Raw genomic sequence first — 21,438 nt, 5'->3', positions numbered from 1 at the left:
TATCTTCATATTTATAATTAAACCTTTGTAAGAGAACAGAGTCCTACTGATAAAGCACAAACTATATCTACTATGAAGAAATTATATATTCTATTTTTCTTAATTAGCTTCTCTTTATTTTATGCTTGTCAGGATTATGATCAGTATAAACCTATAAGACCTCCTGATGAGGATAAAGAAAAACCCGATCCGTTGGCAAATGTAAGTTTTAGATTTGATGAAACAAAAACTTATCTTCTCAAAGGTGCATATTCAAAAGATACACTTTACAATTTTAACGACACTGTAGTTAGAAAAGGGAGTCGCTTAGATGGAGATATACTGTTTAGGATAGACGGAAATTTTATTTATAGCGGATCGGAGGTGAAAGGCAAACCTCTTTACTATATTGAATCGAATAATATCTGCAATTTTATTACCTATTATAAAGTGTATAGGATAGATGATAATTATTTCTTTCCGGCATGGGGTCCAGTTTCTCCTCCTATTTCTCATTACGCAGGAGAGGTTGTATTTAATATAGATGGTGATTATTTACGACAAGGCAGGAAATCTGATGGAAAAATAATGTTTACGCGCAATGGAAATACTTTTCATCAAGGGGAAGGGACAAGAGGTTCTATAGCTTTTCATATAGATGGGGATGTTATTCGATTGGGTAGTTCTCCTAATGGGGCGATTTTATTCACTGTTCGCACTCCGTATCTGTATAAAGGACGTAGCGAAGAAACAGTTAGTTTTAATATGTCGGATGGTTATATTCGTAAGGGGCGATCTTCTTTTTCAATTGGTGAAAAATAAAAGAATTAAATAATATATAAAAAATATAATTATGAAAACAAGTGCAGATTTATACACAAAAATTGTATTGACAGTTATCGCTGTTGCTTTAATCGGACATTTAGTAAAGGATATTACGCTTGTAGAAAAAGCATACGCTGCCGACCTTCCTCTTCCTACGCCAACAGCCATAAAAACGGATGGAGTTGTTGATGTGAATATAGTGCAGATAGATGGAAAGAGTATTGAAAAATCGAAAATACCTGTGCAAGTGAAGAATTATGACTTTACTGAACGAATTCCTATAAGAATCGAAAGTAGTTCTTCAAGTATTGATGTTAGAGTTAGTAATTCTCCATCTGTATCAGTGAGCAACTGGCCTTAAATAAATTTATTCGATAGAAAAAATTATAAATGCATAGAACCCTGAATTTATAATATTCAGGGTTTTGTTTACAAATCTTTATTTTGAATAAGGATTTCTGAAAAATGAATAACGATTACTCAAACTAATCTTATTTCTTTCTATATTTGTAGTTAAGCTTTAAGGATGATAATGGACCATATAAAACAACAGATAGAGGCGCTCAGAGAAGAGCTTAATACTCACAACTATAATTACTATGTTCTTTCTGCTCCAACTATATCAGATTTCGAATTTGATAAGAAGTTAAGAGAGCTGACCGATTTGGAAGAACAATATCCGGAATTTAATGATCCTAATTCGCCAACACAACGAGTGGGGAGCGATATTAATAAATCATTTAAACAAGTAAAACATAAATACCCGATGCTTTCGTTAGGAAATACCTATAGTGAGGCAGAGGTTACTGATTTCTATAATAGAGTTCAGAAAGGATTGAATGATGAATTTGAAATCGTCTGTGAACTAAAATATGATGGAACATCAATTTCGTTGACATATGTAAATGGAGAACTAACGCAAGCTGTGACGCGTGGCGATGGGGTAGAGGGGGATGATGTTACTGCTAATGTGCGTACTATACGCAGTATTCCTTTAAAGCTTAGAGGGAATGATTACCCTGCAGAGTTTGAGATAAGAGGCGAAATCTTGATGCCCTGGTCTGTTTTTGATGCCCTGAATAAGGAAAGAGCAGAACAAGAAGAAGCCTTGTTTGCCAACCCTCGTAATGCAGGATCGGGAACGTTGAAACAGCAAGACCCTAAAATAGTAGCAGCAAGAAAGCTCGACTCGTTTCTATACTACTTACTAGGAGATAATCTTCCAACAGATAGACATTATGAAAATCTGATGAAAGCTCGTGATTGGGGTTTTAAAATTTCTACAGCAACCAAAAAGTGTAAAACGCTGGACGAAATATTCGAATATATACGTTATTGGGATGTAGAACGTAAGAATCTTCCGGTAGCTACCGATGGAATAGTTTTGAAAGTGAATTCTCTGACTCAACAAAAGAATTTAGGATATACTTCAAAGTTTCCTCGTTGGGCAATTGCTTTTAAGTTTCAGGCTGAGAAAGAATTGACTACTTTAGAGTCTGTGTCATATCAAGTAGGACGTACCGGAGCGATAACTCCTGTTGCCAACTTAAAACCTGTAAAATTGTCAGGGACGATCGTAAAACGGGCTTCTTTATATAATGAGGATTATATAAATTCTTTAGACTTACATCTCAATGATCAGGTTTATGTTGAAAAAGGAGGAGAAATTATTCCTAAAATAACGGCAGTAGACACGTCTAAACGAGGAATGTTCGACGAAAAAGTATTCTTTATTAAGAATTGTCCAGAATGTGGTACCCCGTTGACGAAAGACGAAGGTGAAGCAATATATTATTGCCCTAACGAAAGTTCTTGTCCTCCACAAATAAAAGGTCGTATTGAGCATTTTATTACTAGGAAAGCTATGAATATAGCGGGGGGAACAGAGACTATAGAGCATTTGTATAATGCTGGGTTAATTCACAATATAGCTGATCTGTACACACTGAAATGGCAAGATGTATCTCGACTAGAACGATGGGCAGAAAAGAGTGCAAAAAATCTTGTGGAGAGTATAAAAAGCTCGGTATTGGTACCATATCCAAGGGTTCTTTTTGCTTTAGGTATTAGATATGTAGGAGAGACCGTAGCAAAGAAGTTAGCAATGGCTTTTCACTCTATAGATGAATTAATGAATGCATCAATACATCAACTGACAGAAGTGGATGAAATAGGAGATAGGATAGCTCAAAGTATAGTTAAGTATTTCTCTGATCCGGAGAATGTTGCAGTTGTAGAACGATTGAAAGAATATGGGCTTCAATTCTCTTTGAGTGAAGAGGTCATTTCGCAGCGGACAGATAAGTTGGCAGGTCTGAATATAGTAATTAGTGGTACTTTTGAGATTCATTCCAGAGATGAATACAAAGCTCTTATAGAACAAAACGGAGGTAAAAATAGTGGTTCTATATCATCCAAGACAAGTTATGTACTTGCAGGAGATAATATGGGACCGGCAAAATTAGAAAAAGCAGAAAAACTGGGCGTTCCTATTATTAATGAGGAGGAATTCCTTAAAATGATTGAATAAAATCTTATTAATTATAAACTTAAATTGAAAATTAACCATGGAATTAAAAGCAATTCAAGAAAAATTTAAAGCTCTTTATGGTACAGAAGGTGTGATGTATACTTCTCCGGGACGGATTAACCTTATTGGGGAACATACAGACTATAACGGAGGTTTTGTATTGCCAGGTGCAATAGATAAAGCCATGTACTGTGAAATCAAACCAAATGGTACAGATAAAGTAAGAGCTTTTGCATTAGATTTGGGTGAATCTGCAGAGTTTGGTCTTGGAGAAAATGATCTTCCTGAAAAACAATGGGCTAGATATATTTATGGCGTTTGCCGCGAAATGATCAAAAAAGGAAAGTCAATTCCGGGATTTGATTGTGTGTTTGCTGGCGATGTTCCTTTAGGTGCAGGTATGTCTTCGTCTGCAGCATTGGAAAGTTGTTTCGGTTTTGCTATCAATGATACATATAACTTAGGTTTCGATCGTTTTGAACTAGCTTTGATCGGACAAGCAACAGAACATAACTATGTAGGTGTTATGTGTGGTATCATGGATCAATTTGCTTCTTGCTTTGGCAAAGAAGGTTCTTTGATTCGTTTAGATTGTCGTTCATTAGAATATGAATATGTTCCATTCAACCCTGAAGGATATCGTTTAGTATTGATTAATACTTGTGTTTCTCACAACTTGGCAGAAGGTGCATATAACAAACGTCGTCAATCGTGTGAAAATGTGGCTGCAGCAATTGCTAAACGTCATCCTGAAGTAAAACTTCTTCGTGATGCAGACTTAGCTATGTTGAGAGAAGTTGCAAATGAAGTAAGTGCTGAAGACTATATTCGTGCAGAGTTCGTTATTGAAGAAATTCAACGTATGGATGAGGCTTGTAATGCTTTGAAAGCTGGAGATTATGAAACAGTAGGAAAGAAAATGTATGAAACTCATATTGGCTTAAGTCGTAAATATGAAGTTAGTTGCCCTGAGTTGGATTTCTTAAATGATATGGCTCGCGAATGCGGAGTAGCCGGATCACGTGTAATGGGTGGTGGTTTTGGAGGTTGTACAATCAATCTTGTGAAGAATGAATTACATGATGACTTTATCAAACGTGCAACTGAGGCTTATGAGCAAAAATTCAATATAAAAGCGAAAGTTTACGATGTTGTAATTAAAGATGGTGCAAGAAAACTGTAATTATCATTAAACAATTCGGATCAAGATAGAGTTTGTATATATGTCTAAATTTAAATATTAGATTATGTTTTTTGGTTTGTTTGAATTAAAATTGAAAAAGAGTATAGACTCTATCTTGAAACGAAATAAAAGAATTCGTTCGTTTCTTAATCTGAATGAAATGGATGATATTCTTATCTTATTTACCTATGGGGACTGGGATAAGGTAAGTCTTATAACTGCTGATTTAGAAAGGAAAGGGAAGAATGTTATTTTATGGACTATAGAATCTTCTAAAAATAAGATAGCAGGTCAAACATTGCCTGAAAAAGTAAGAGTTATCTCTAGAAAGGAAAGTTCTTCCTTAAAAGGTTATAATAACCTAAATAAAGACTTTGGTAATTTACAGTATGATACACTGATAGATCTTACTACAGAAGATAATATTGTATTGATGAGCTTGTTGGCTGAAAATAAATCCAAGTTTTGTATAGGGATTAAAGAACATAATTATAGATTGTACGATTTTGTCTTATTAAAAGATGAGTCTATGGATTTAACAGAAACTTACAAACAATTGACGTCGTATTTAGATAATGTAACTACTTGATTCTTTAGGAAGTCTATATTTAAATTAAATAGTCACTATAAATATCTCTATTCGTGAAAATCTTCTCAAATTAATTCTTAATTTTGTACAATATGATATAAGGACTTCTTTCGATAGAGAAGTTATTTAGCTTGAATATTTTATGTCTAGAATAAATTTAAGAGGGATGGGGGTTGCTCTGATAACGCCCTTTAAGGAGGATGAAAGTGTTGACTTTGATGCTTTATCCAGACTTGTTGACTACCAATTGCAAAATAGCACTGATTATCTAGTAGTCTTAGGCACGACAGCCGAGACTCCAACTCTTACAGAAGAAGAAAAGAAAGATATTGTAGAACTTGTTGTTAGCAAAGTTGGTGGTCGGATTCCTATTATTCTGGGAGAAGGAGGAAATAATACACGTGCAATTGTACAAAAACTCTCTAAAAACGACTATGCAGGGATAGATGGAATTCTTTCTGTTGTTCCATATTACAATAAACCATCTCAAGAAGGTATTTACCAACACTATAAAGCGATTTCGGAAGCTTCACCATTGCCTATTATTTCTTATAATGTTCCGGGTAGAACGGGTGTTAATATGACTCCTGATACTACTTTGCGAATAGCAAATGACTTCCCTAATATCGTGGCAGTTAAGGAGGCTTCGGGTAATATGAGTCAAATGGATGAAATAATAAAGCGTAAGCCAGCTCATTTCGATGTTATATCAGGTGATGATGGTGTTACATTTCCATTAATTACGCTTGGAGCTATCGGGGTTATTTCTGTTATAGGGAATGCTTTTCCTAAAGAATTTAGCCGTATGACTCGCTTGGCATTGGAAGGTGATTATAACAGTGCTTTAACAATTCACCATAGCTTTAATGAATTGTTCGAGTTGTTATTTGTCGATGGTAATCCTGCAGGTGTAAAATGTATGCTAAATATGATGGGGTATATTGAAAACAAACTTCGTTTGCCTTTAGTGCCAACCTGCATCAAAACATATGAACAGATAAGGAATGTACTTATTGAACTGAATATCAAATGTTGATGTTCTGAAGTGAAAAAATATCAAATTTTTACAGCTGTAAATTTGGATTATATATAAAACTATTTTACCTTTGCAACGCAATTAAGGAAATGGCTACGTAGCTCAACTGAATAGAGCATCTGACTACGGATCAGAAGGTTGCAGGTTTGAATCCTGCCGTGGTCACGAAGAAGCACTTATAACGATAGTTATAGGTGCTTCTTTTATTTGTTAATGATAGATTAAAATTTAATTGGTTGTCTTTCTATGAAAGTTTAACTTTAATAAAGACTCTTGTCTGATAGGAAGTTAAATGTTTGAAATAGATGCCATCTGTTAGATAAATGACAAAACACTGGGATTTACTTCTGCTCTTTGGTTAAATAATGACTATCTTTATTTCATTGTTAACAAATAGTATCTAACTAATCCCTAATTAACACCAAATTGTTGAATATGAAAAAAAACATTACTAATTCCAGTGTTGGCATTCCTCTGTGCAGTTGGAATGTACTCCCAAACCAAATTAGAGTTGAAATCTCCGAATGGAGAAATATTAGTTAAAATACGTCTTGCAGACAAGATATATTACGATGTATCTTATGGACAAGACCTTTTACTTAAGGATAATGTGCTTCAAATGAAGCTGAAAGATAGTAAGGTATTAGGAGAAAAACCTTCTTTGTCTAAGAAAAAGATAACTAAACACAAGGAACTTTCCAATCCTGTCATTCCCATTAAGTTTTCATCCGTGTCAAGCGAATATAATCAGTTATTAATGAAGTTTAAAGGAAACTATTCTGTCGAGTTTAGGGCTTTTGATGACGGAATTGCATATCGTTTTATAACGGATATAAAAGGCGATATAGAGGTTGAAGATGAATTGCTTGCCTTGAACTTTCCTGCTGACTACAAACTGCATATACAGCCGACTAAAAACTTCAAGACTTCATACGAGAATCCTTATAAACATCTAGAGAGTTCGAAATGGAAAGCCGCAGATGAAATGGTGACACTTCCTCTGTTGATAGATGCTATCAATGATTATAAAATCCTTATCAGTGAAGCTGACCTTTTCGATTATCCTTGTATGTTTTTGAAGAGTACAGACAATCAGGGAACTATTTCTGTTTTCCCGAAAGTACCTCTCGAATTTGGAGAAGATGGAGACCGAAGCCAAAAAATACTTAAAGAAGCTAACTACATAGCTAAAACAAGCGGAAAGCGAGATTTTCCTTGGCGATTTTTTGTAATCGCTAAAGAGGATGGACAGTTGATAGAGAACATGATGGTATACAAATTATCGAGAAAAAGTGAAATTGAAGATCCATCGTGGATTAAACCCGGACAAGTGAGTTGGGAATGGTGGAATGGAGCATCAGTATATGGTCCTGATGTGAACTTTGTTTCGGGTTACAATCTTGAAACTTATAAGTATTTTATAGACTTCGCATCTAAGCAAGGAATTTCCTATATTATTATGGATGAGGGGTGGGCTAAATCTACTCGCGACCCGTATACACCTAACGATAAAGTAAATCTACCAGAGTTGATTCGTTACGGTAAATCAAAAAATGTAGATATCATTCTTTGGTTGACCTGGTTGACTGTAGAAAATAACTTTGACCTGTTCAAGACTTTTGCAGAGTGGGGTATCAAAGGAGTGAAGATAGACTTCATGGATCGTAGCGACCAGTGGATGGTTGACTATTACGAAAGAGTTGCTAAAGAAGCAGCTGCAAATAAACTATTCATTTCTTTCCATGGTTCGTTCAAACCTGCAGGTTTGGAGTACCGATATCCAAATGTGTTGACCTATGAAGGTGTGAGAGGTATGGAGCAAATGGGGGGTGTTACCCAGATAATAGTCTTTATTTCCCATATATGCGCAACGCTGTGGGAGCAATGGATTATACTCCGGGTGCAATGACCAGTATGCAGCCTGAACTTTATCTATCTAGGCGTCCAAATTCGGCAAGTATTGGTACACGCACCTACCAGTTGGCTCTCTTTGTTATTTTTGAGAGCGGACTGCAAATGTTGGCAGATAGTCCTACTGCATATTATAAGAATCAAGACTGCACTGACTTTATGACTAAAGTCCCGGTGACATGGGATGAAACTGTATCTCTGAAAGCTAAAGTTGGGGAATATACAATTGTAGCAAAACGAAAAGGAGATAAATGGTTTATCGGTGGAATAACTAATAATAAAGAAAAAAACAGAACCTTTGAAATAGACCTGAATTTCTTATCTGATGGAAAGACTTACAATATGACGTCTTTCGTTGATGGTATCAATGCTGAACATCAGGCTATGGATTATCGTATGAATAAATCTTCGGCAAAAAAAGGAGATAAGATTAAAATAGAAATGGTTAGAAACGGAGGTTTCGCTGCTGTGTTGGAATAGAGCAAGATGAAATATTATCATAATGAAATACCCTCAAAAGTTAGATATAACTTTTGAGGGTATTTCATGTAAAGTATAGTAATGAACAGAAACTAGAAACAATTTTGTTAGTTATTAATATGATTGATAAAACTATTGAAATGGCTTCTAATATAGGGAATTTGTAGAAGAATGGAGATTATAATATTCGTAAGAAAATACAGAAATTAGCTTATCCAAATGGCATCTTTTATGATAAGGAAAAATCAGGAGTATCGAACCGATGGAGAGGACAAAGTATTTGAATTATTCAGTGAAATATCAAGTACTTACGAGGAGATAAACAAATCGGACAAACCCTTTTTATCAAGTTTGTCCGATGTAGTGGAGTATAGCACCAAAGTCTCGAACTCTTTTTGTGTGGATTGGCAGAAAATTGTTAGCTTTATAGAAACTTTAAAATATTAATATGGATAGCACTTCCTTTTTTGATGTTGTTTACCACGACACAGAATTAAATGAGTTGAAAATTAATATTACATATAATGGCATTTCTGATTTGTCATTTGTGCTAACTGATACAGAAGATAATAAATGGGAATGTTTTTTCAATAATATTCAACGGGTACAATCGGATATATTTTTAAATCACACAGGAAATGCTATTATAGTTGCCGATATATCGACAGAAGATTACCTATATAAATCATTTGTTGAGTTCTTTAAAACGGAAATTGATATTCGTTGCTATATAATAGAAACAACAAGTGGTACACTCAAATTTTTAACGAAAGATAGAGGTACATTTATAAAATTATAATAGATATAATTTAATTATTATATAAGCGCGCGATCGCGCGCAACAATATCAAATTTGAATATTATAATTGAAAGTTGCCGAAGTGCAACTTTCTTCTTTTCATATAAAAATATTTTTATTAACTATTTACAAATTCATCTTCAAAGATATATTTATTAATAAAGTACAGTAAAGTATACTCAGGTGTACTAACAATAAAAAGTATAAACATTTAATAAATTATGAAAGATGAAAAAAGAAAAACACATCCAAGCTCAGTAATTGTACTAGACAAACTTATTATAAGTTGCACTTCAATAGTAGAAGATAATTTTGATTATGCAGTCACCCATTCCCTCGAATATCTCCATTCGGATTTTCAATTTGGGGAAACAAAATTAGTTCGTACCACAGACCCATCAAACAGGTATAAATATTCTTACAAGGTTTATCACAAGGATACACTAATGGGTATTATTGATTTCGCTTTATATTATGGGAATATATATACCAATATGCTTCGTTTTAGTGTAGACAATCAGGTATTCTATAATGACACATTGAAAAACATTCCAACGATATTGGAAGACCTCAACCTGAAAATAAACAACTTCAAACAAATCGACATAGCAGTTGATTGCTATAAGTTCAACCCTGAACAGGTTATCAGACGAAATCTAAAAGCAAAAGATAATACGGTAAAGCTCTTTGGAAATATTATCAAAAATCGAGATGAGGTTCTGAAAGAGATTACTTACTACAATAGTGGAAGTCTAAATAATCCTTATGAACTTCGTTCAATCCTAATCAAGGGAAAAGACAAAAGAAAAGAGGTCGCCTGTTATGACAAAGCAGAAGAGATAGAGGAAATATCCAAGAAAGAGTATATTTCTGAATTCCACCTGAGACAAAATCCCAAATCGAAGAAAATATTTCGCATAGAAGTCAGAAATAGCTATGAAGAAATAAGGCGATATGGTAAGAAGATAAAAAGACAAATAGCGATTGAAGATATACTCAATAATGAATTCCTGTTCGAGATGTTCTCAGATTACTTGGATAGAATTATTACAATTTATAAAGGACAAGGACGCAAGAAGGTAAAAATACAGTTAGTCGAAAAGCCTCAAAATTTACAATCAAAGGGTATATTACAACCTACACTGTCAGAACCTATATTACAGGAAGAAATTGCCGAAGCATACAACGTTAATAATGATATATTCAAATATAAATATGATAAAGAAAACAAATATTATATTTTATCTTATAATAGAGATATTTATAATGAGAGAAGTATTAGATATGAAATACTTAAATATGAATTATCAAATTTAGGTAGAATAATGAATATATATCAAAAACATAGATATGAGAACAATAAGAAAATTAAGCAACGAGCATAAACAGAAGATAAGTGAATCGTTAAAGGGCGACAGAAATCCCAACTTTGGAAAAACTCTTTCGTCCAGCCATAGGAAGAAGATTAGTCAGTCTCTTTTAGAGTATTGGGCAAAGATAGAATAATTTGACAAGTCCATTAATCCCCTTTTTCCCAAATCATAGACATAGTGTGTAAAATGCTTGTTTTGGATTATCTCGTTCATCGAGTGTGTGAAAATAAAAATGTATCAATATAATCTATAAATAGACATATTGATACATTCTTGTTTGTATGAATCTAATCTAAAAGGTTAGATTGATTATTTTATTCGTTTAAATTCGTACTCAATACCATTACTAATAATCAATTTAGTATCACTAATTGAAACGATAAAGAAATCCTCTTTAAAGAAAAAAACTCCTTCCCCTGCAATATTTAATGTTGGAAATTGTTCATTCCCAAATTCTTCAACCCTGAAAGACTAAGTGCTTTTTGTATTAGGGTCAGGTTTACTGCTGAAATAATATGTATCACTTTCATCATAAGTGACAGTCTTATCTCCTAAAAACTCAATAATATCATCTCGCAACGAGTAAAACATACTATTCCTATCATTGACAGATTCTTCTGAGACACTGACAGGTTGCCATTTACCAACTAATAAATTCTCAGTTCTGCTACCATTCCCATCATCGTCATCAGAACACGATGCAAGTGATAGACTAACGCATAAAATTACCAGAGCGTTCAAAAACTTGAAATAAGTCTTTTTCATACTTAAAAAATTTTGTTGTTCATCAACTTCCCAAATGAACGGTTTAAAATAAAGAAAGGGACATGGAAATTGTAAAACTATTCTCCTGACGCTCTGGTAAACGTATGCAGTAATAGCCAACAATCCCACATCCCCCATATTTTCATATAGAGAAATGGGACATTCTTGCTATCCTTACTGCATTGTAGAAATTTACCAGATTTCAGGGTGAAGGATTTTAAATGTCTCTTTTATATATCAATAAGTCGAACAAGAACAACGCTTTGTTCATTTGCTCAATACAAAAATACACATATTTTGCGTATATCAACTATTTGTTTTTGATTTTGTGAGTAATATACTTTTCCGAATCCTGCATTTCTTATTTTCGTACACAGGATTGCTCACCTCATCCATTTTGAAGTTGTATATACTTGATGCCTGTATGCCTATTTCTGCAACTTCAAAGTGTTCATATATAGCACTAATACTACCGAAATAGAAGTCCTTTTCAGTAAGCCCTTCTCTTGGAGCTTCAAAGAAATGGACATGATACAATGTAATCGGTTTCTTTTCTTTCTTCTCAATCATATTATCTATATGTTTACAGTCTGTCAGTAACAGACAAAAGTATAAAATTATATATAAATATTTGATATATCTGCTAAAACAACTATTTTTAACTATTTGCATAGTTGATATATCGTATATAGCAACTATATTTGTGTTGTAAACAAATTTGGTGGGGATACCAAAATCTTGTTCTCCCTGAAATCTGGTAAATTTCTGCAATGCAGTAACAGGACTGAGTTCCCCACCATTCTTAAACACGAAAACGATGAAAAGAGTTGTAATATATGCACGAGTAAGTTCAACGAACGGGACGCAAGACTACAATAGACAGATAAACGATTTGACAGCCTTTGCAAGTCAAAATAACTGCGAGGTGGCAAAAGTCTTCGCCGAACAAATCTCAGGAGCTAAAAAGAACTCGGAACGCCCTGCATTGACGGAGTTGATAGAGTTTGTCAACTCAAATCGTATAGACAAAGTCTTTGTTACTGAACTTAGTCGATTGGGAAGAGATACATTGCAAGTGCTGCAAGCAATAGAGCTATTGAACCAAAACAAGATTTCATTATATATACAGAACTACAACATAGAAACATTATTACCAAATGGTAATGTAAACCCAATGTCTCAGTTCCTTATCACTATACTTGCAGAAGTCGCAAGGATGGAAAGAAAAACTATTCGTGAGCGTGTAGAATCGGGATATAAGAACCATTTATTGAATGGCGGTCGTGTCGGTCGGAAGGTTGGTTACAGGAAAGACGATGAAGCGATGAAAGTGCAATATTAGAGGATATGAAGTTGCTTAGAAAAGGGTATAGCTTACGTAACATACAGAAGATTACGGGTACATCCGTCAATACGTTGCGAAAGGTTAGAAGTTTAATCTGATAGAGGGAGGGGTATCCCTTACCTGCCCCCTACCTACGTATCCTCAAAAGTGAAAATCTCAAAATGGTATACCCCCAAAATCGAGTATATTATCCTGTAAATGACCTTGCTGAAAAAAAACCAGAAAAAATTTCATATGGTCCTTGTTTAAAAAAAATAAAAAAGGTATATTTGTTAATATTAGTGAAAACACAAACATAAGTATTGGTCACCCAGTAGCTTACTAATATATGTTAGTTGGTATCTTTTTTCTTAAAAAGAGTACCGACCGCATTGCTATTGTGGGAAAAATAAAGATGGTAAAATCTTTATGTGAATGTTTAACGAAGAAGAATTATTTGAATATGAAAAAGATTTTAAAGAGTTAAATATAAAGTTAAATCAAGAAGAAATACGAACTATTCTTGATTATATGTATTCGTTTGGTTTGATAGCTTATGAATACCTTAATAATGAAAATAAGTTTGCTTGCGATGATAGATAAAGTAAATAAGAAAAAAAACTATATAAAGAAGAAGGTAGAATATAAAGACTTAACCAATAAAAAGGCTTTTGTCTGGACAAGAGTTAGCACACGAGAACAAGAGAAAGAAGGTCATAGTTTAGATTATCAAAAACGCATATGTAAAGAATATGCTGAACGACACAATATTCAAATAGTGGATTATCTTGGTGGGGAATTTGAATCTGCACAAGAGGAAGGCAAACTATATCAGCAAATGGTTGATAGAGCTTTGAATAACCCTGATATAAATGTAATATTGATAGATAGATTCGACCGATTTTCTCGTACAGGAGCACAAGGGATAGTAACCAAAGAGCTATTAAAGAAGAATGGAAAATATATAATTTCAGCGAGTGACGAAGTTGACCCTGATAGTGAGAGTGGCGAAATGATTCAGGATTTTCGTTTATTATTTGCTAAGTATGAGAATAATGTTAGGGCAAAGGAAATCATTAAAGGCATGAAAGAATGTATCGGAAATGGCTATTGGTACAATATACTACCTAAAGGATATGATAGAAAAAAGGTAGGTAAAGCTCATATAATAACAGTCAATAAAGAAGGAGAATTACAGAGAGAAGCTTTTATGTGGAAGGCATATGAAAATATTACCAATGAGGAAATCTTAGACCGCCTAAAAGCTCGTGGCTTGATATTAGCCAAGCAAACTCTTAGTGATATATTCAAGAATCCATTTTATTGTGGCTATATCATCCATGCATATACAGATTATGAACCCAAAGAAGGTAAACATGAAAAATTAGTATCTGAAACTATTTTCAAGATAGTAAATGGCATAGAAACAAATAGTGGTTATACCCAAGATAAGGGAAATGCATTATATCCCCTCAATAATTTTATAAAATGTCCACAATGTAGTAAAAACACTTCTATCAATCATTTCTCAGGCTATGAACGAATAAAGAAAAAATCAGGAAAAACATATTACTATTATAAATGCAATACCAAAGGATGTAAGTGTAATACCAATCTTGAAAGTATGCATGACAAGTTTGCAAATAGATTATATTCATACTCATTGCCAAATGAAGTAAAACCTATATTTAGTAAAGTTCTGACCAAGCTATTTAAAGAGCAAAACAAATCAAATCTACAACAGCATAGAGAACTATCTAAAAAATTAACAGAGATAGAAAATCAAATCAATGAAGTTAGTTTAAAATATGGTTTGAGTAAAATTAATGGTGAAGTCTATAACATTACTATATCAACTTTGAAAGAAGATAAAGAGATTTTAAGCAAGGAAGTAAACAGACTTCATCAGACTGTCTCGAACTCGGTAGAATATGTTGATAAAACTATTGAAATGGCTTCTAATATAGGGAGTTTGTGGAAGAAAGGAGATTATAATATTCGTAAGAAAATACAGAAATTAGCTTATCCAAATGGCATCTTTTATGATAAGGAAAATCAGGAGTATCGAACCGATGGAGAGAACAAAGTATTTGAATTATTCGGTGAAATATCAAGTACTTACGAGGGGATAAATAAATCGGACAAACCCTTTTTATCAAGTTTGTCCGATGTAGTGGAGCATATCGGACTCGAACCGATCACCTTTAGACTGCCAGTCTAACGCTCTAGCCAGATGAGCTAATGCCCCAAATAGATTTTATGCAAATCTATAAAAATATTACTAGTTTTTATCCTTAGTAGTGGAATAATTGATGAAATCAGCTTCTAAAAAGTCAATAACTTCAGTTTCCCATCTTTCTTTTACAAATTTCACATGTTCTGGGTGTGAATTGTAGGCTTCGTACGCCTTTTCATCTTCGAAGAGCATTGTAAAATAGAACTTATATTCATTTTTACTGCTAATCTGTCTTTTTACTTCAAAGTTTTTGACAGTAGGTAAAGTGCTTAATATACGTTGCCCATCTTCTAAAAATAGCTTTTCTTCTGCAGAGTTCGCTTCATGCTTAAGGTTAAACATCACCGTATGTTGGATGTCGCTAGTTAATTCAACTTTTTTCGAAGAATTATCTCCGCATGCGGAAAATAGAATTGAAATGAATATAATAAAAAAGAAAGCTTTTTTCATGTAAAAAGATTATTATAAATCAATAATTTGCTTTTTGAGTTCTGGGTTTAATAGAGCTTGAGGAACAGCTTCTTTTATTTCGGATATGATGATATCTAGAACTCTCTCTCTAAGAAATTCGCGACGCGTTACTAAGCTAACTTCTCTTACCGGAGAAATTCCTTTCAAAGGGCGTACATTACGTTTTTGCTTTTCTGTAAGCTCATCGATAGCCATTTCGGGAATAATAGTTAGTCCACTATTATTATCTACTATATTAATAAGAGTATTGATGCTACCCGCCTCATAGGAGAAAAGAGAGTGAGAACTCTTGCGTTTTCTCATATTACAAATTCGTAATATCTGCCCCCGGAAGCAGTGCACTTCTTCTAATAGCCATAAGCGATTGATGTTTATATCATCTTCTTCTAATTCTTTCTTGGCATATAGGGATGTTTCTCTGGGAGAAACGTATGCATAGAAGCGCTCATAGTATATAGGATGTTCAGCTATTTTCTCATTTTTCAGAGGTGTGGCCAGTATAGCACCATCCAGAGAGCCATTCAATAATTTTTCTATGATCTGAACGGTTGTGGTTTCTTCTATAACAAGAACAATGTCGTAACCATTATGGTCATGCACCTTCATGAGTTTAGGAAGCAAATATGGAGCAATAGTTGGAATGATACCAAGTTTAAAAACTCCTTGTACAATTCCTTTTTCTTCTTGTATAATCTCTTTTATTTGCTTTACCTGAGATATTATAACTCTAGCTTGGTTTATGATTTGAGTACCAATAACTGTTGGTTGAACAGGTAGCTGGCTTCTATCAAATATTTTAACACCTAACTCGTCCTCTAGTTTTTGAATCATCATACTGAGGGTTGGTTGAGTAACAAAAGAGGCTTCTGCAGCCTTAGCAAAGTGACGATGATTGTCTACTGCTATGATATATTCCAGTTGTTGTATGTTCATATCCTACAATTTTGGTGTTTGGTTAATATTCGCGATTGCCAAATATGGAAGAGCCAATTCTTACCATTGTCGAGCCTTCTTCGATTGCTAATTTATAATCATCAGACATTCCCATCGAGATCTCAGAGAACTCGTCATTGTCAGAAAAGTAATTTTCTTTTATTTCTTCGAAGAAAATCTTTAGGCTGCGAAATTCTTCTTTTATTTTTTCATGGTTATCAGTGTTTGTGGCCATTCCCATTACACCACCAAGATAAGCATATTTGCAATCTTTCCAAAGCCCTTCTTCTAAAAATTGCTTACATTTTTCAAAAGAAAAGCCGTATTTAGCATCTTCTTCGGCTATATGAACTTCAAGCAAGCAGCGTATACGCTTATCTATTCTTGAAGCATGTTTTTCTATTTCATCCATTAATTTCCAACTGTCGAGACTCTGAACAGTGTGTATATACGGAACAATAGATTTTACTTTGTTGGTTTGCAAATGTCCAATAAAATGCCATTCTATATCTTGGGGTAGGGCAGTATGCTTCTTGTCTATTTCTTGCATTCTGCTTTCTCCGAAAATACGTTGTCCTGCATCATAGGCTTCTTGTATAGCTTCTATAGGATGAAACTTAGAAACGGCAACAAGTTTAACCTGTGTAGGTAAGTCTTTTTTTATAGCTTTTATTGTGTCAAAAACAAATCCCATTAGTAAGTGTTTAAGAAATAATTATTTTCTTTTTATCGTCTTCAGAGTATGGAAATACATCCATAATAGTTGTTTCAGCTAATGATGCTATTACATAGTCTGCAAGAGTGCCTTCCATTCCTTTTTCTACAACTTTCAATGCTTCTTTGATATCAGATGCCTGAGCTAACATTTGTGTTGCAGTTTTCTTTTCGGTACCACTCTTTTCGTCAAGAGTAACATACATTACTTTGGCTTTGAAGAAACGATCGCCGTTGTCATTAAAAAAGAGCTCTGATAATTTTGCTCTTTTTATATCGGTTATCGTAAATTCTCCTGTTATATATGGTCTTATTTCTTCTATTATGCGAGCTTCGGCTTCTGTAAAAGATAAAGCGTCAACTAAGTAAGGTTCTGTAACCTTCTTTTGCATTCCATTTTCCAACATCTTTTCGTAGGAAACTTTGCATTCGAACCAATTGTGCATATAAATTTATTCTTAATTAATTTAATCTATAATTATTGGACACAAATTTAGCAAATTTAATTAAGAATGTCTATCACTTGATAAAAAAAGCTTATCTCTGATGCTTAAAATAAAGGGTCTGCAAAATTAATTGCAAACCCTATATTGTTTATTTTCTTATATGATCAGATTATTCTCTGTCCTGAAATTTGTAGTCGGCCAACATTTCTTGTAGACGTTTTCTTGCGAAGAAAATACGGCTTTTTACAGTTCCAATAGGAAGTTTAAGCTGTTGAGCTATCTCTTCGTATTTATATCCTGATACATGCATCGAGAATGGAACTTTGTATTCATCGGCAAAGCTATTAATAACTTTTGTTATCTCAGAGATTGTATATGCACCTTCTGGAGTGTCAAAACCTGAGTTCTGAGGCATGTTGAGATGATAAAGATTTTCAGTTTGGTCAATTATCGTTTGGCTGCGTACAACACGTCTATAATTGTTTACAAAAATGTTGTGCATTATGGTAAATACCCAACCTTTGAAGTTTACGTTTTCGTAATATTTTTCTTTATTATCTAATGCTCGTAGAGTCGTTTCTTGTAATAGGTCTTTCGCTTCTTCTCTGTTAGATGTTAAAGTAAGTGCGAAGTTCATCATATTGTTCTGTAAATCAATAAGTTTGTCTTCAAACTGGTGGCTGCTGCCTAATATTGTTTTCTTCATACCGTAAAGAATTTAGTACATTCAACAATTATAAAACGAAGAAAAGCAGTGGTTGATTATATTAATGTTTATAAAAAAGATAACCATTGGTCCATTTTGGCTACTCATTCGTTAAAACAAATTTACACAGTTTTTTTTTACTTGGATAAAAAAACGATTTAAAGAATAAAATAGAATGTTAAAAAAGAAAAACATTACGCTTAATGTGTTTGTAATCATTGCTTTGTGTTTTTAAACAAACTATAGTATATCTTATAGATAATTTTTATTAAGTAAAGAACGCTATAAATAGATGCTTTTCTGATCCGACAAAATGTCACGTTGGCTCATTTTGGCATTTATTTTGTCTCCATCTTAAACAAAGATAACATTATTTATATAATAAACAAGATATTATGGAACAAAAAGGAAAAATAGGTGTAACAACGGAAAATATTTTCCCTATTATTAAAAAGTTTTTGTATAGCGATCATGAAATATTTTTAAGAGAATTAGTTTCTAATGCTGTAGATGCTACTCAAAAGCTTAAAACTTATTCATCTATAGGTGAATATAAAGGAGATTTAGGAAGTCTTTCGGTAAATGTAATTGTCGATAAGGACAAGGGTACCTTGACAATTTCCGATAAAGGTATTGGTATGACTAATGAAGAAATAGACAAATACATTAATCAAATTGCCTTTTCTTCAGCAAATGAGTTTCTTGATAAATATAAGAATGATGCAAATTCTATTATCGGACACTTTGGATTAGGTTTCTACTCTTCTTTCATGGTTTCGAAGAAAGTGGAAATAATAACTAAGTCATATAAAGATGGTGCGGAAGCTGTTAAGTGGAGTTGTGATGGGTCGCCGGAATATACAATAGAGAAAGCGGAAAAGGAAGAACGAGGCACTGATATTATCTTATATATTGATGATGAAAATAAAAACTTCTTAGAAAAGTCTGAAATAGATAGATTATTGAAGAAATATTGTCGCTTCTTACCGGTTCCTATTGTTTTTGGAAAGAAAACAGAATGGAAAGATGGTAAGTCTGTAGAGACAGAGGAAGACAATGTGATCAATGATACAAATCCTTTATGGACACGTAAGCCTGCGGATTTAAAAGATGAAGACTATAAAAAATTCTATCAGGAATTGTATCCATTTTCAGATGAACCAATGTTCTGGATACACCTGAATGTGGATTATCCATTCAAATTGACAGGAATTCTTTATTTCCCTCAGGTAAAGAGTAATATAGATCTGAATAAAAATAAGATTCAACTATACAGTAATCAAGTGTTTGTTACAGACTCGGTAGAAGGTATTGTTCCTGAATTTCTTACCTTGATGCATGGTGTAATTGATTCTCCTGATATTCCTTTGAATGTGTCGCGTTCATATCTTCAAAGCGATCAGAATGTGAAGAAAATATCGAATCACATTACTAAGAAGGTTGCAGATAGACTAGAAGATATATTTAAGAATGACCGAGCCCAGTTTGAAGAAAAATGGGATAGCTTGAAGTTGTTTATTGAATATGGTATATTAACAGACGAGAAGTTTTATGACAGGGCTCAAAAATTCTGTTTGTTGAAAAATACAGATGGAAAAGCATTCACTTTTGAAGAATATAAAACTCTGATATCAACAAATCAAACAGATAAAGGAGGTAATGTTATCTATTTGTATGCAAGTAATAAAGAAGAACAATATGCATATATAAGTACAGCTAAGGATAAGGGGTACGATGTTATTTTATTTGATGGGCAGCTTGATGTGCATATGGCTGGTTTCTTAGAGCAAAAATTTGAGAAAAGCCGCTTTGTACGAGTAGATAGTGATACGATTGACAATCTGATACAAAAAGAAGATATGAAGGAGGTCAAACTATCTGACAAAGAAAAAGAAAATCTAAGTGAAGTATTCAAGTCTCAATTGCCAAGCATAGATAAGACCGAATTTATTGTTGACTATAAGGCATTGAGTGAAACTTCTCAGCCGCTTCAAATAACCCAAAATGAATTCATGCGTCGAATGAAAGAAATGTCTGCTATGCAGGCAGGTATGAGTTTTTACGGAGATATGCCAAATAGCTACAATTTAGTTCTTAATGTAGAGCATCCTTTGATCAAAAAAATTGTAGCAGATGTAGAGGGAAAAGAAAAAGAAGAGGTAGATGCATATGCAAAAGATAACTCAAAGGTTCGTCAATTAATTGACTTAGCATTGCTTTCTAATGGTATGCTAAAAGGGGAAGCCTTGAATAACTTTATAAAAAGAAATATGGATAGTGTAAATGAATAATTTATTTATAACTATTGATTAGTTCTTTTTTAATAATATTTCAGAATAGCCGATAGAATTACAACAGGTTCTATCGGCTATTTTACTTTGTAGCAAATTTATCTATCTTTGCCAGAATGAAATCAATTAAAATGTAAATAATAAAGAAATCTACTATGAGAAATTTATTCTATGTATTATTATTAAGCATATTATTTCTAAACTTAGGTTGTACTGAAACTTCTAAATGGGAACCTCTTTTTCCTAATGATGGTACACCACAAGGATGGTTTTCCGGACATTGGGCAGATGTTGCTAACCCTGCACCCGAAGGAACTGACTGGCAAGTTAAAGATGGAGTATTAACAAATGAAGGTGTAAGGGGAGGTTGGCTACTTAGTGAAAAAGAATATGCAAACTTTGAGCTTAAATTTGATTTCTTGTTAGGTGATAGAGGAAATAGCGGGTGTGCTCTACGTGTGCCAGCCAAAGGAGATCCTGCTTTTGATGGTATTGAACTTCAAATGGCAGATTTTAGGTATAATCAAGAGGCTACAGACTCAGAGTTGACAGGTGGTATTTATAGGGCAATAGCTCCTAAAGAACAAGTGTATAAACCGAACGAGTGGAATAGTTATTGGATTGTTTGTGATGGACCTCATATTAAAGTTGAGCTGAATGGTGTCTTAATTCAGGACTTTAATATGGGAGATTATGATATGACAGTAATGAGACATAACGGAGAAGAAGCTGTGCCTATAAACAAAAGACCTCTTCGCGGTCATATTGGTTTTCAAGAATTGAGTAGAGACTCTAAAGCTCAGATTAAAAATATAATGATCAAAGAGTTGAAATAAATCGATCGCTC

General features: G+C 33.5%; 21 protein-coding genes, 2 tRNA genes and 2 pseudogenes. 17 read left to right on the top strand and 8 right to left on the bottom strand.

Annotated elements, in window-relative coordinates; all coding sequences use genetic code 11:
• The first annotated feature begins 72 nt into the window (after positions 1-72).
• From DHU68_RS07085 to DHU68_RS14450, 12 genes and pseudogenes are all read left to right on the top strand, one after another.
• The gene (locus DHU68_RS07085; protein ID WP_108822283.1) at positions 73-801 is read left to right on the top strand and encodes a hypothetical protein; all 729 of its coding nucleotides are present in this window, start codon (positions 73-75) and stop codon (positions 799-801) included.
• Positions 802-832: 31 nt separating this feature from the next.
• Entirely contained in the window at positions 833-1,165 is a 333-nt protein-coding gene (locus DHU68_RS07080; protein ID WP_108822282.1) for a hypothetical protein, read from the top strand.
• Between the two features lie 171 nt (positions 1,166-1,336).
• Positions 1,337-3,334 (top strand): NAD-dependent DNA ligase LigA, encoded by a 1,998-nt coding sequence (ligA, locus tag DHU68_RS07075; protein ID WP_108822281.1) that lies wholly within the window; start codon positions 1,337-1,339, stop codon positions 3,332-3,334.
• Positions 3,335-3,371: 37 nt separating this feature from the next.
• Positions 3,372-4,517, top strand: coding sequence for a galactokinase (gene galK / locus DHU68_RS07070; RefSeq protein ID WP_108822280.1), 1,146 nt, complete (start codon positions 3,372-3,374; stop codon positions 4,515-4,517).
• A 91-nt stretch (positions 4,518-4,608) separates the two neighbouring features.
• Complete coding sequence (locus DHU68_RS07065; RefSeq protein WP_221405555.1) at positions 4,609-5,106, top strand: hypothetical protein; 498 nt, start codon at positions 4,609-4,611, stop codon at positions 5,104-5,106.
• Positions 5,107-5,248: 142 nt separating this feature from the next.
• Entirely contained in the window at positions 5,249-6,142 is an 894-nt protein-coding gene (gene dapA / locus DHU68_RS07060; protein WP_108822278.1) for a 4-hydroxy-tetrahydrodipicolinate synthase, read from the top strand.
• A gap of 91 nt (positions 6,143-6,233) precedes the next feature.
• Positions 6,234-6,307: transfer RNA gene (locus DHU68_RS07055), tRNA-Arg, on the top strand.
• Between the two features lie 322 nt (positions 6,308-6,629).
• A pseudogene (locus tag DHU68_RS07050) lies at positions 6,630-8,533 on the top strand (glycoside hydrolase family 97 protein).
• Positions 8,534-8,764: 231 nt separating this feature from the next.
• The gene (locus DHU68_RS07045; RefSeq protein WP_160111096.1) at positions 8,765-8,980 is read left to right on the top strand and encodes a hypothetical protein; all 216 of its coding nucleotides are present in this window, start codon (positions 8,765-8,767) and stop codon (positions 8,978-8,980) included.
• A gap of 1 nt (position 8,981) precedes the next feature.
• The gene (locus DHU68_RS07040) at positions 8,982-9,332 is read left to right on the top strand and encodes a hypothetical protein (protein WP_108822276.1); all 351 of its coding nucleotides are present in this window, start codon (positions 8,982-8,984) and stop codon (positions 9,330-9,332) included.
• Between the two features lie 221 nt (positions 9,333-9,553).
• The gene (locus tag DHU68_RS07035; RefSeq protein ID WP_108822275.1) at positions 9,554-10,717 is read left to right on the top strand and encodes a hypothetical protein; all 1,164 of its coding nucleotides are present in this window, start codon (positions 9,554-9,556) and stop codon (positions 10,715-10,717) included.
• A complete protein-coding gene (locus DHU68_RS14450; protein ID WP_108822274.1) occupies positions 10,683-10,838 on the top strand; it encodes an NUMOD3 domain-containing DNA-binding protein in 156 nt (51 codons plus the stop codon). Before DHU68_RS07035 ends, DHU68_RS14450 begins: the two co-directional genes overlap by 35 nt.
• 338 nt (positions 10,839-11,176) lie before the next feature.
• On the opposite strand, the gene DHU68_RS07025 is transcribed toward DHU68_RS14450, so the two are convergent.
• Positions 11,177-11,470 carry a hypothetical protein gene (locus DHU68_RS07025; protein ID WP_160111095.1) on the bottom strand — a complete coding sequence of 98 codons (294 nt, stop codon included), beginning with the start codon at positions 11,468-11,470 and terminating at the stop codon, positions 11,177-11,179.
• 306 nt (positions 11,471-11,776) lie between these two features.
• The gene (locus DHU68_RS14175) at positions 11,777-12,040 is read right to left on the bottom strand and encodes a hypothetical protein (protein ID WP_160111094.1); all 264 of its coding nucleotides are present in this window, start codon (positions 12,038-12,040) and stop codon (positions 11,777-11,779) included.
• A gap of 247 nt (positions 12,041-12,287) precedes the next feature.
• Here DHU68_RS14175 and DHU68_RS07015 point away from each other — a divergent pair.
• The 3 genes and pseudogenes from DHU68_RS07015 (at position 12,288) to DHU68_RS14445 (ending at position 15,015) form a co-directional block, all read left to right on the top strand.
• Positions 12,288-12,913: pseudogene (locus tag DHU68_RS07015) on the top strand (recombinase family protein).
• Between the two features lie 316 nt (positions 12,914-13,229).
• A complete protein-coding gene (locus tag DHU68_RS14170; protein WP_160111093.1) occupies positions 13,230-13,397 on the top strand; it encodes a hypothetical protein in 168 nt (55 codons plus the stop codon).
• Positions 13,351-15,015, top strand: coding sequence for a recombinase family protein (locus DHU68_RS14445; RefSeq protein ID WP_369831335.1), 1,665 nt, complete (start codon positions 13,351-13,353; stop codon positions 15,013-15,015). The genes DHU68_RS14170 and DHU68_RS14445 overlap by 47 nt, the downstream gene beginning before the upstream one ends.
• Here DHU68_RS14445 and DHU68_RS07005 read toward each other — a convergent pair.
• The 6 genes from DHU68_RS07005 to DHU68_RS06980 all read right to left on the bottom strand — a co-directional run bounded on the left by DHU68_RS07005 (position 14,969) and on the right by DHU68_RS06980 (position 18,300).
• Positions 14,969-15,042 (bottom strand) — tRNA-Ala (locus DHU68_RS07005). The two genes, DHU68_RS14445 and DHU68_RS07005, sit on opposite strands and share 47 nt — an antisense overlap.
• A 33-nt stretch (positions 15,043-15,075) precedes the next feature.
• Positions 15,076-15,480, bottom strand: coding sequence for a Dabb family protein (locus DHU68_RS07000; protein ID WP_108822271.1), 405 nt, complete (start codon positions 15,478-15,480; stop codon positions 15,076-15,078).
• A gap of 12 nt (positions 15,481-15,492) precedes the next feature.
• Positions 15,493-16,434, bottom strand: a complete 942-nt coding sequence (locus DHU68_RS06995; protein ID WP_108822270.1) for a hydrogen peroxide-inducible genes activator — start codon at positions 16,432-16,434, stop codon at positions 15,493-15,495.
• A 22-nt stretch (positions 16,435-16,456) separates the two neighbouring features.
• Positions 16,457-17,128 (bottom strand): YggS family pyridoxal phosphate-dependent enzyme, encoded by a 672-nt coding sequence (locus DHU68_RS06990; protein ID WP_108822269.1) that lies wholly within the window; start codon positions 17,126-17,128, stop codon positions 16,457-16,459.
• Between the two features lie 10 nt (positions 17,129-17,138).
• Positions 17,139-17,594 (bottom strand): DUF4494 domain-containing protein, encoded by a 456-nt coding sequence (locus DHU68_RS06985; protein WP_108822268.1) that lies wholly within the window; start codon positions 17,592-17,594, stop codon positions 17,139-17,141.
• Between the two features lie 169 nt (positions 17,595-17,763).
• Positions 17,764-18,300, bottom strand: coding sequence for an RNA polymerase sigma factor (locus DHU68_RS06980; protein WP_108822267.1), 537 nt, complete (start codon positions 18,298-18,300; stop codon positions 17,764-17,766).
• 395 nt (positions 18,301-18,695) lie between these two features.
• Here DHU68_RS06980 and htpG point away from each other — a divergent pair, with 395 nt between their 5' ends.
• Entirely contained in the window at positions 18,696-20,591 is a 1,896-nt protein-coding gene (gene htpG, locus DHU68_RS06975; RefSeq protein ID WP_108822266.1) for a molecular chaperone HtpG, read from the top strand.
• 155 nt (positions 20,592-20,746) lie between these two features.
• Positions 20,747-21,427: a DUF1080 domain-containing protein gene (locus tag DHU68_RS06970; RefSeq protein ID WP_108822265.1), complete on the top strand. Its 681-nt coding sequence runs from the start codon at positions 20,747-20,749 to the stop codon at positions 21,425-21,427.
• Positions 21,428-21,438 lie beyond the last annotated feature (11 nt).

This window comes from Dysgonomonas sp. Marseille-P4361, from assembly GCF_900343125.1.
GTDB lineage: Bacteria > Bacteroidota > Bacteroidia > Bacteroidales > Dysgonomonadaceae > Dysgonomonas.
This window is presented reverse-complemented; position numbering and strand designations above follow the sequence as displayed.

Excerpts from the sequence above, each read along its gene's own strand:
- DHU68_RS07085 (WP_108822283.1), top strand. The coding sequence starts at position 73 with ATGAAGAAATTATATATTCTATTTTTCTTAATTAGCTTCTCTTTATTT.
- DHU68_RS07080 (WP_108822282.1), top strand. The coding sequence starts at position 833 with ATGAAAACAAGTGCAGATTTATACACAAAAATTGTATTGACAGTTATC.
- ligA (WP_108822281.1), top strand. The coding sequence starts at position 1,337 with ATGGACCATATAAAACAACAGATAGAGGCGCTCAGAGAAGAGCTTAAT.
- galK (WP_108822280.1), top strand. The coding sequence starts at position 3,372 with ATGGAATTAAAAGCAATTCAAGAAAAATTTAAAGCTCTTTATGGTACA.
- dapA (WP_108822278.1), top strand. The coding sequence starts at position 5,249 with ATGTCTAGAATAAATTTAAGAGGGATGGGGGTTGCTCTGATAACGCCC.
- DHU68_RS07045 (WP_160111096.1), top strand. The coding sequence starts at position 8,765 with ATGATAAGGAAAAATCAGGAGTATCGAACCGATGGAGAGGACAAAGTA.
- DHU68_RS07040 (WP_108822276.1), top strand. The coding sequence starts at position 8,982 with ATGGATAGCACTTCCTTTTTTGATGTTGTTTACCACGACACAGAATTA.
- DHU68_RS07035 (WP_108822275.1), top strand. The coding sequence starts at position 9,554 with ATGAAAGATGAAAAAAGAAAAACACATCCAAGCTCAGTAATTGTACTA.
- DHU68_RS14450 (WP_108822274.1), top strand. The coding sequence starts at position 10,683 with ATGAGAACAATAAGAAAATTAAGCAACGAGCATAAACAGAAGATAAGT.
- DHU68_RS07025 (WP_160111095.1), bottom strand. The coding sequence starts at position 11,470 with ATGAAAAAGACTTATTTCAAGTTTTTGAACGCTCTGGTAATTTTATGC.
- DHU68_RS14175 (WP_160111094.1), bottom strand. The coding sequence starts at position 12,040 with ATGATTGAGAAGAAAGAAAAGAAACCGATTACATTGTATCATGTCCAT.
- DHU68_RS14170 (WP_160111093.1), top strand. The coding sequence starts at position 13,230 with ATGTTTAACGAAGAAGAATTATTTGAATATGAAAAAGATTTTAAAGAG.
- DHU68_RS14445 (WP_369831335.1), top strand. The coding sequence starts at position 13,351 with ATGAATACCTTAATAATGAAAATAAGTTTGCTTGCGATGATAGATAAA.
- DHU68_RS07000 (WP_108822271.1), bottom strand. The coding sequence starts at position 15,480 with ATGAAAAAAGCTTTCTTTTTTATTATATTCATTTCAATTCTATTTTCC.
- DHU68_RS06995 (WP_108822270.1), bottom strand. The coding sequence starts at position 16,434 with ATGAACATACAACAACTGGAATATATCATAGCAGTAGACAATCATCGT.
- DHU68_RS06990 (WP_108822269.1), bottom strand. The coding sequence starts at position 17,128 with ATGGGATTTGTTTTTGACACAATAAAAGCTATAAAAAAAGACTTACCT.
- DHU68_RS06985 (WP_108822268.1), bottom strand. The coding sequence starts at position 17,594 with ATGCACAATTGGTTCGAATGCAAAGTTTCCTACGAAAAGATGTTGGAA.
- DHU68_RS06980 (WP_108822267.1), bottom strand. The coding sequence starts at position 18,300 with ATGAAGAAAACAATATTAGGCAGCAGCCACCAGTTTGAAGACAAACTT.
- htpG (WP_108822266.1), top strand. The coding sequence starts at position 18,696 with ATGGAACAAAAAGGAAAAATAGGTGTAACAACGGAAAATATTTTCCCT.
- DHU68_RS06970 (WP_108822265.1), top strand. The coding sequence starts at position 20,747 with ATGAGAAATTTATTCTATGTATTATTATTAAGCATATTATTTCTAAAC.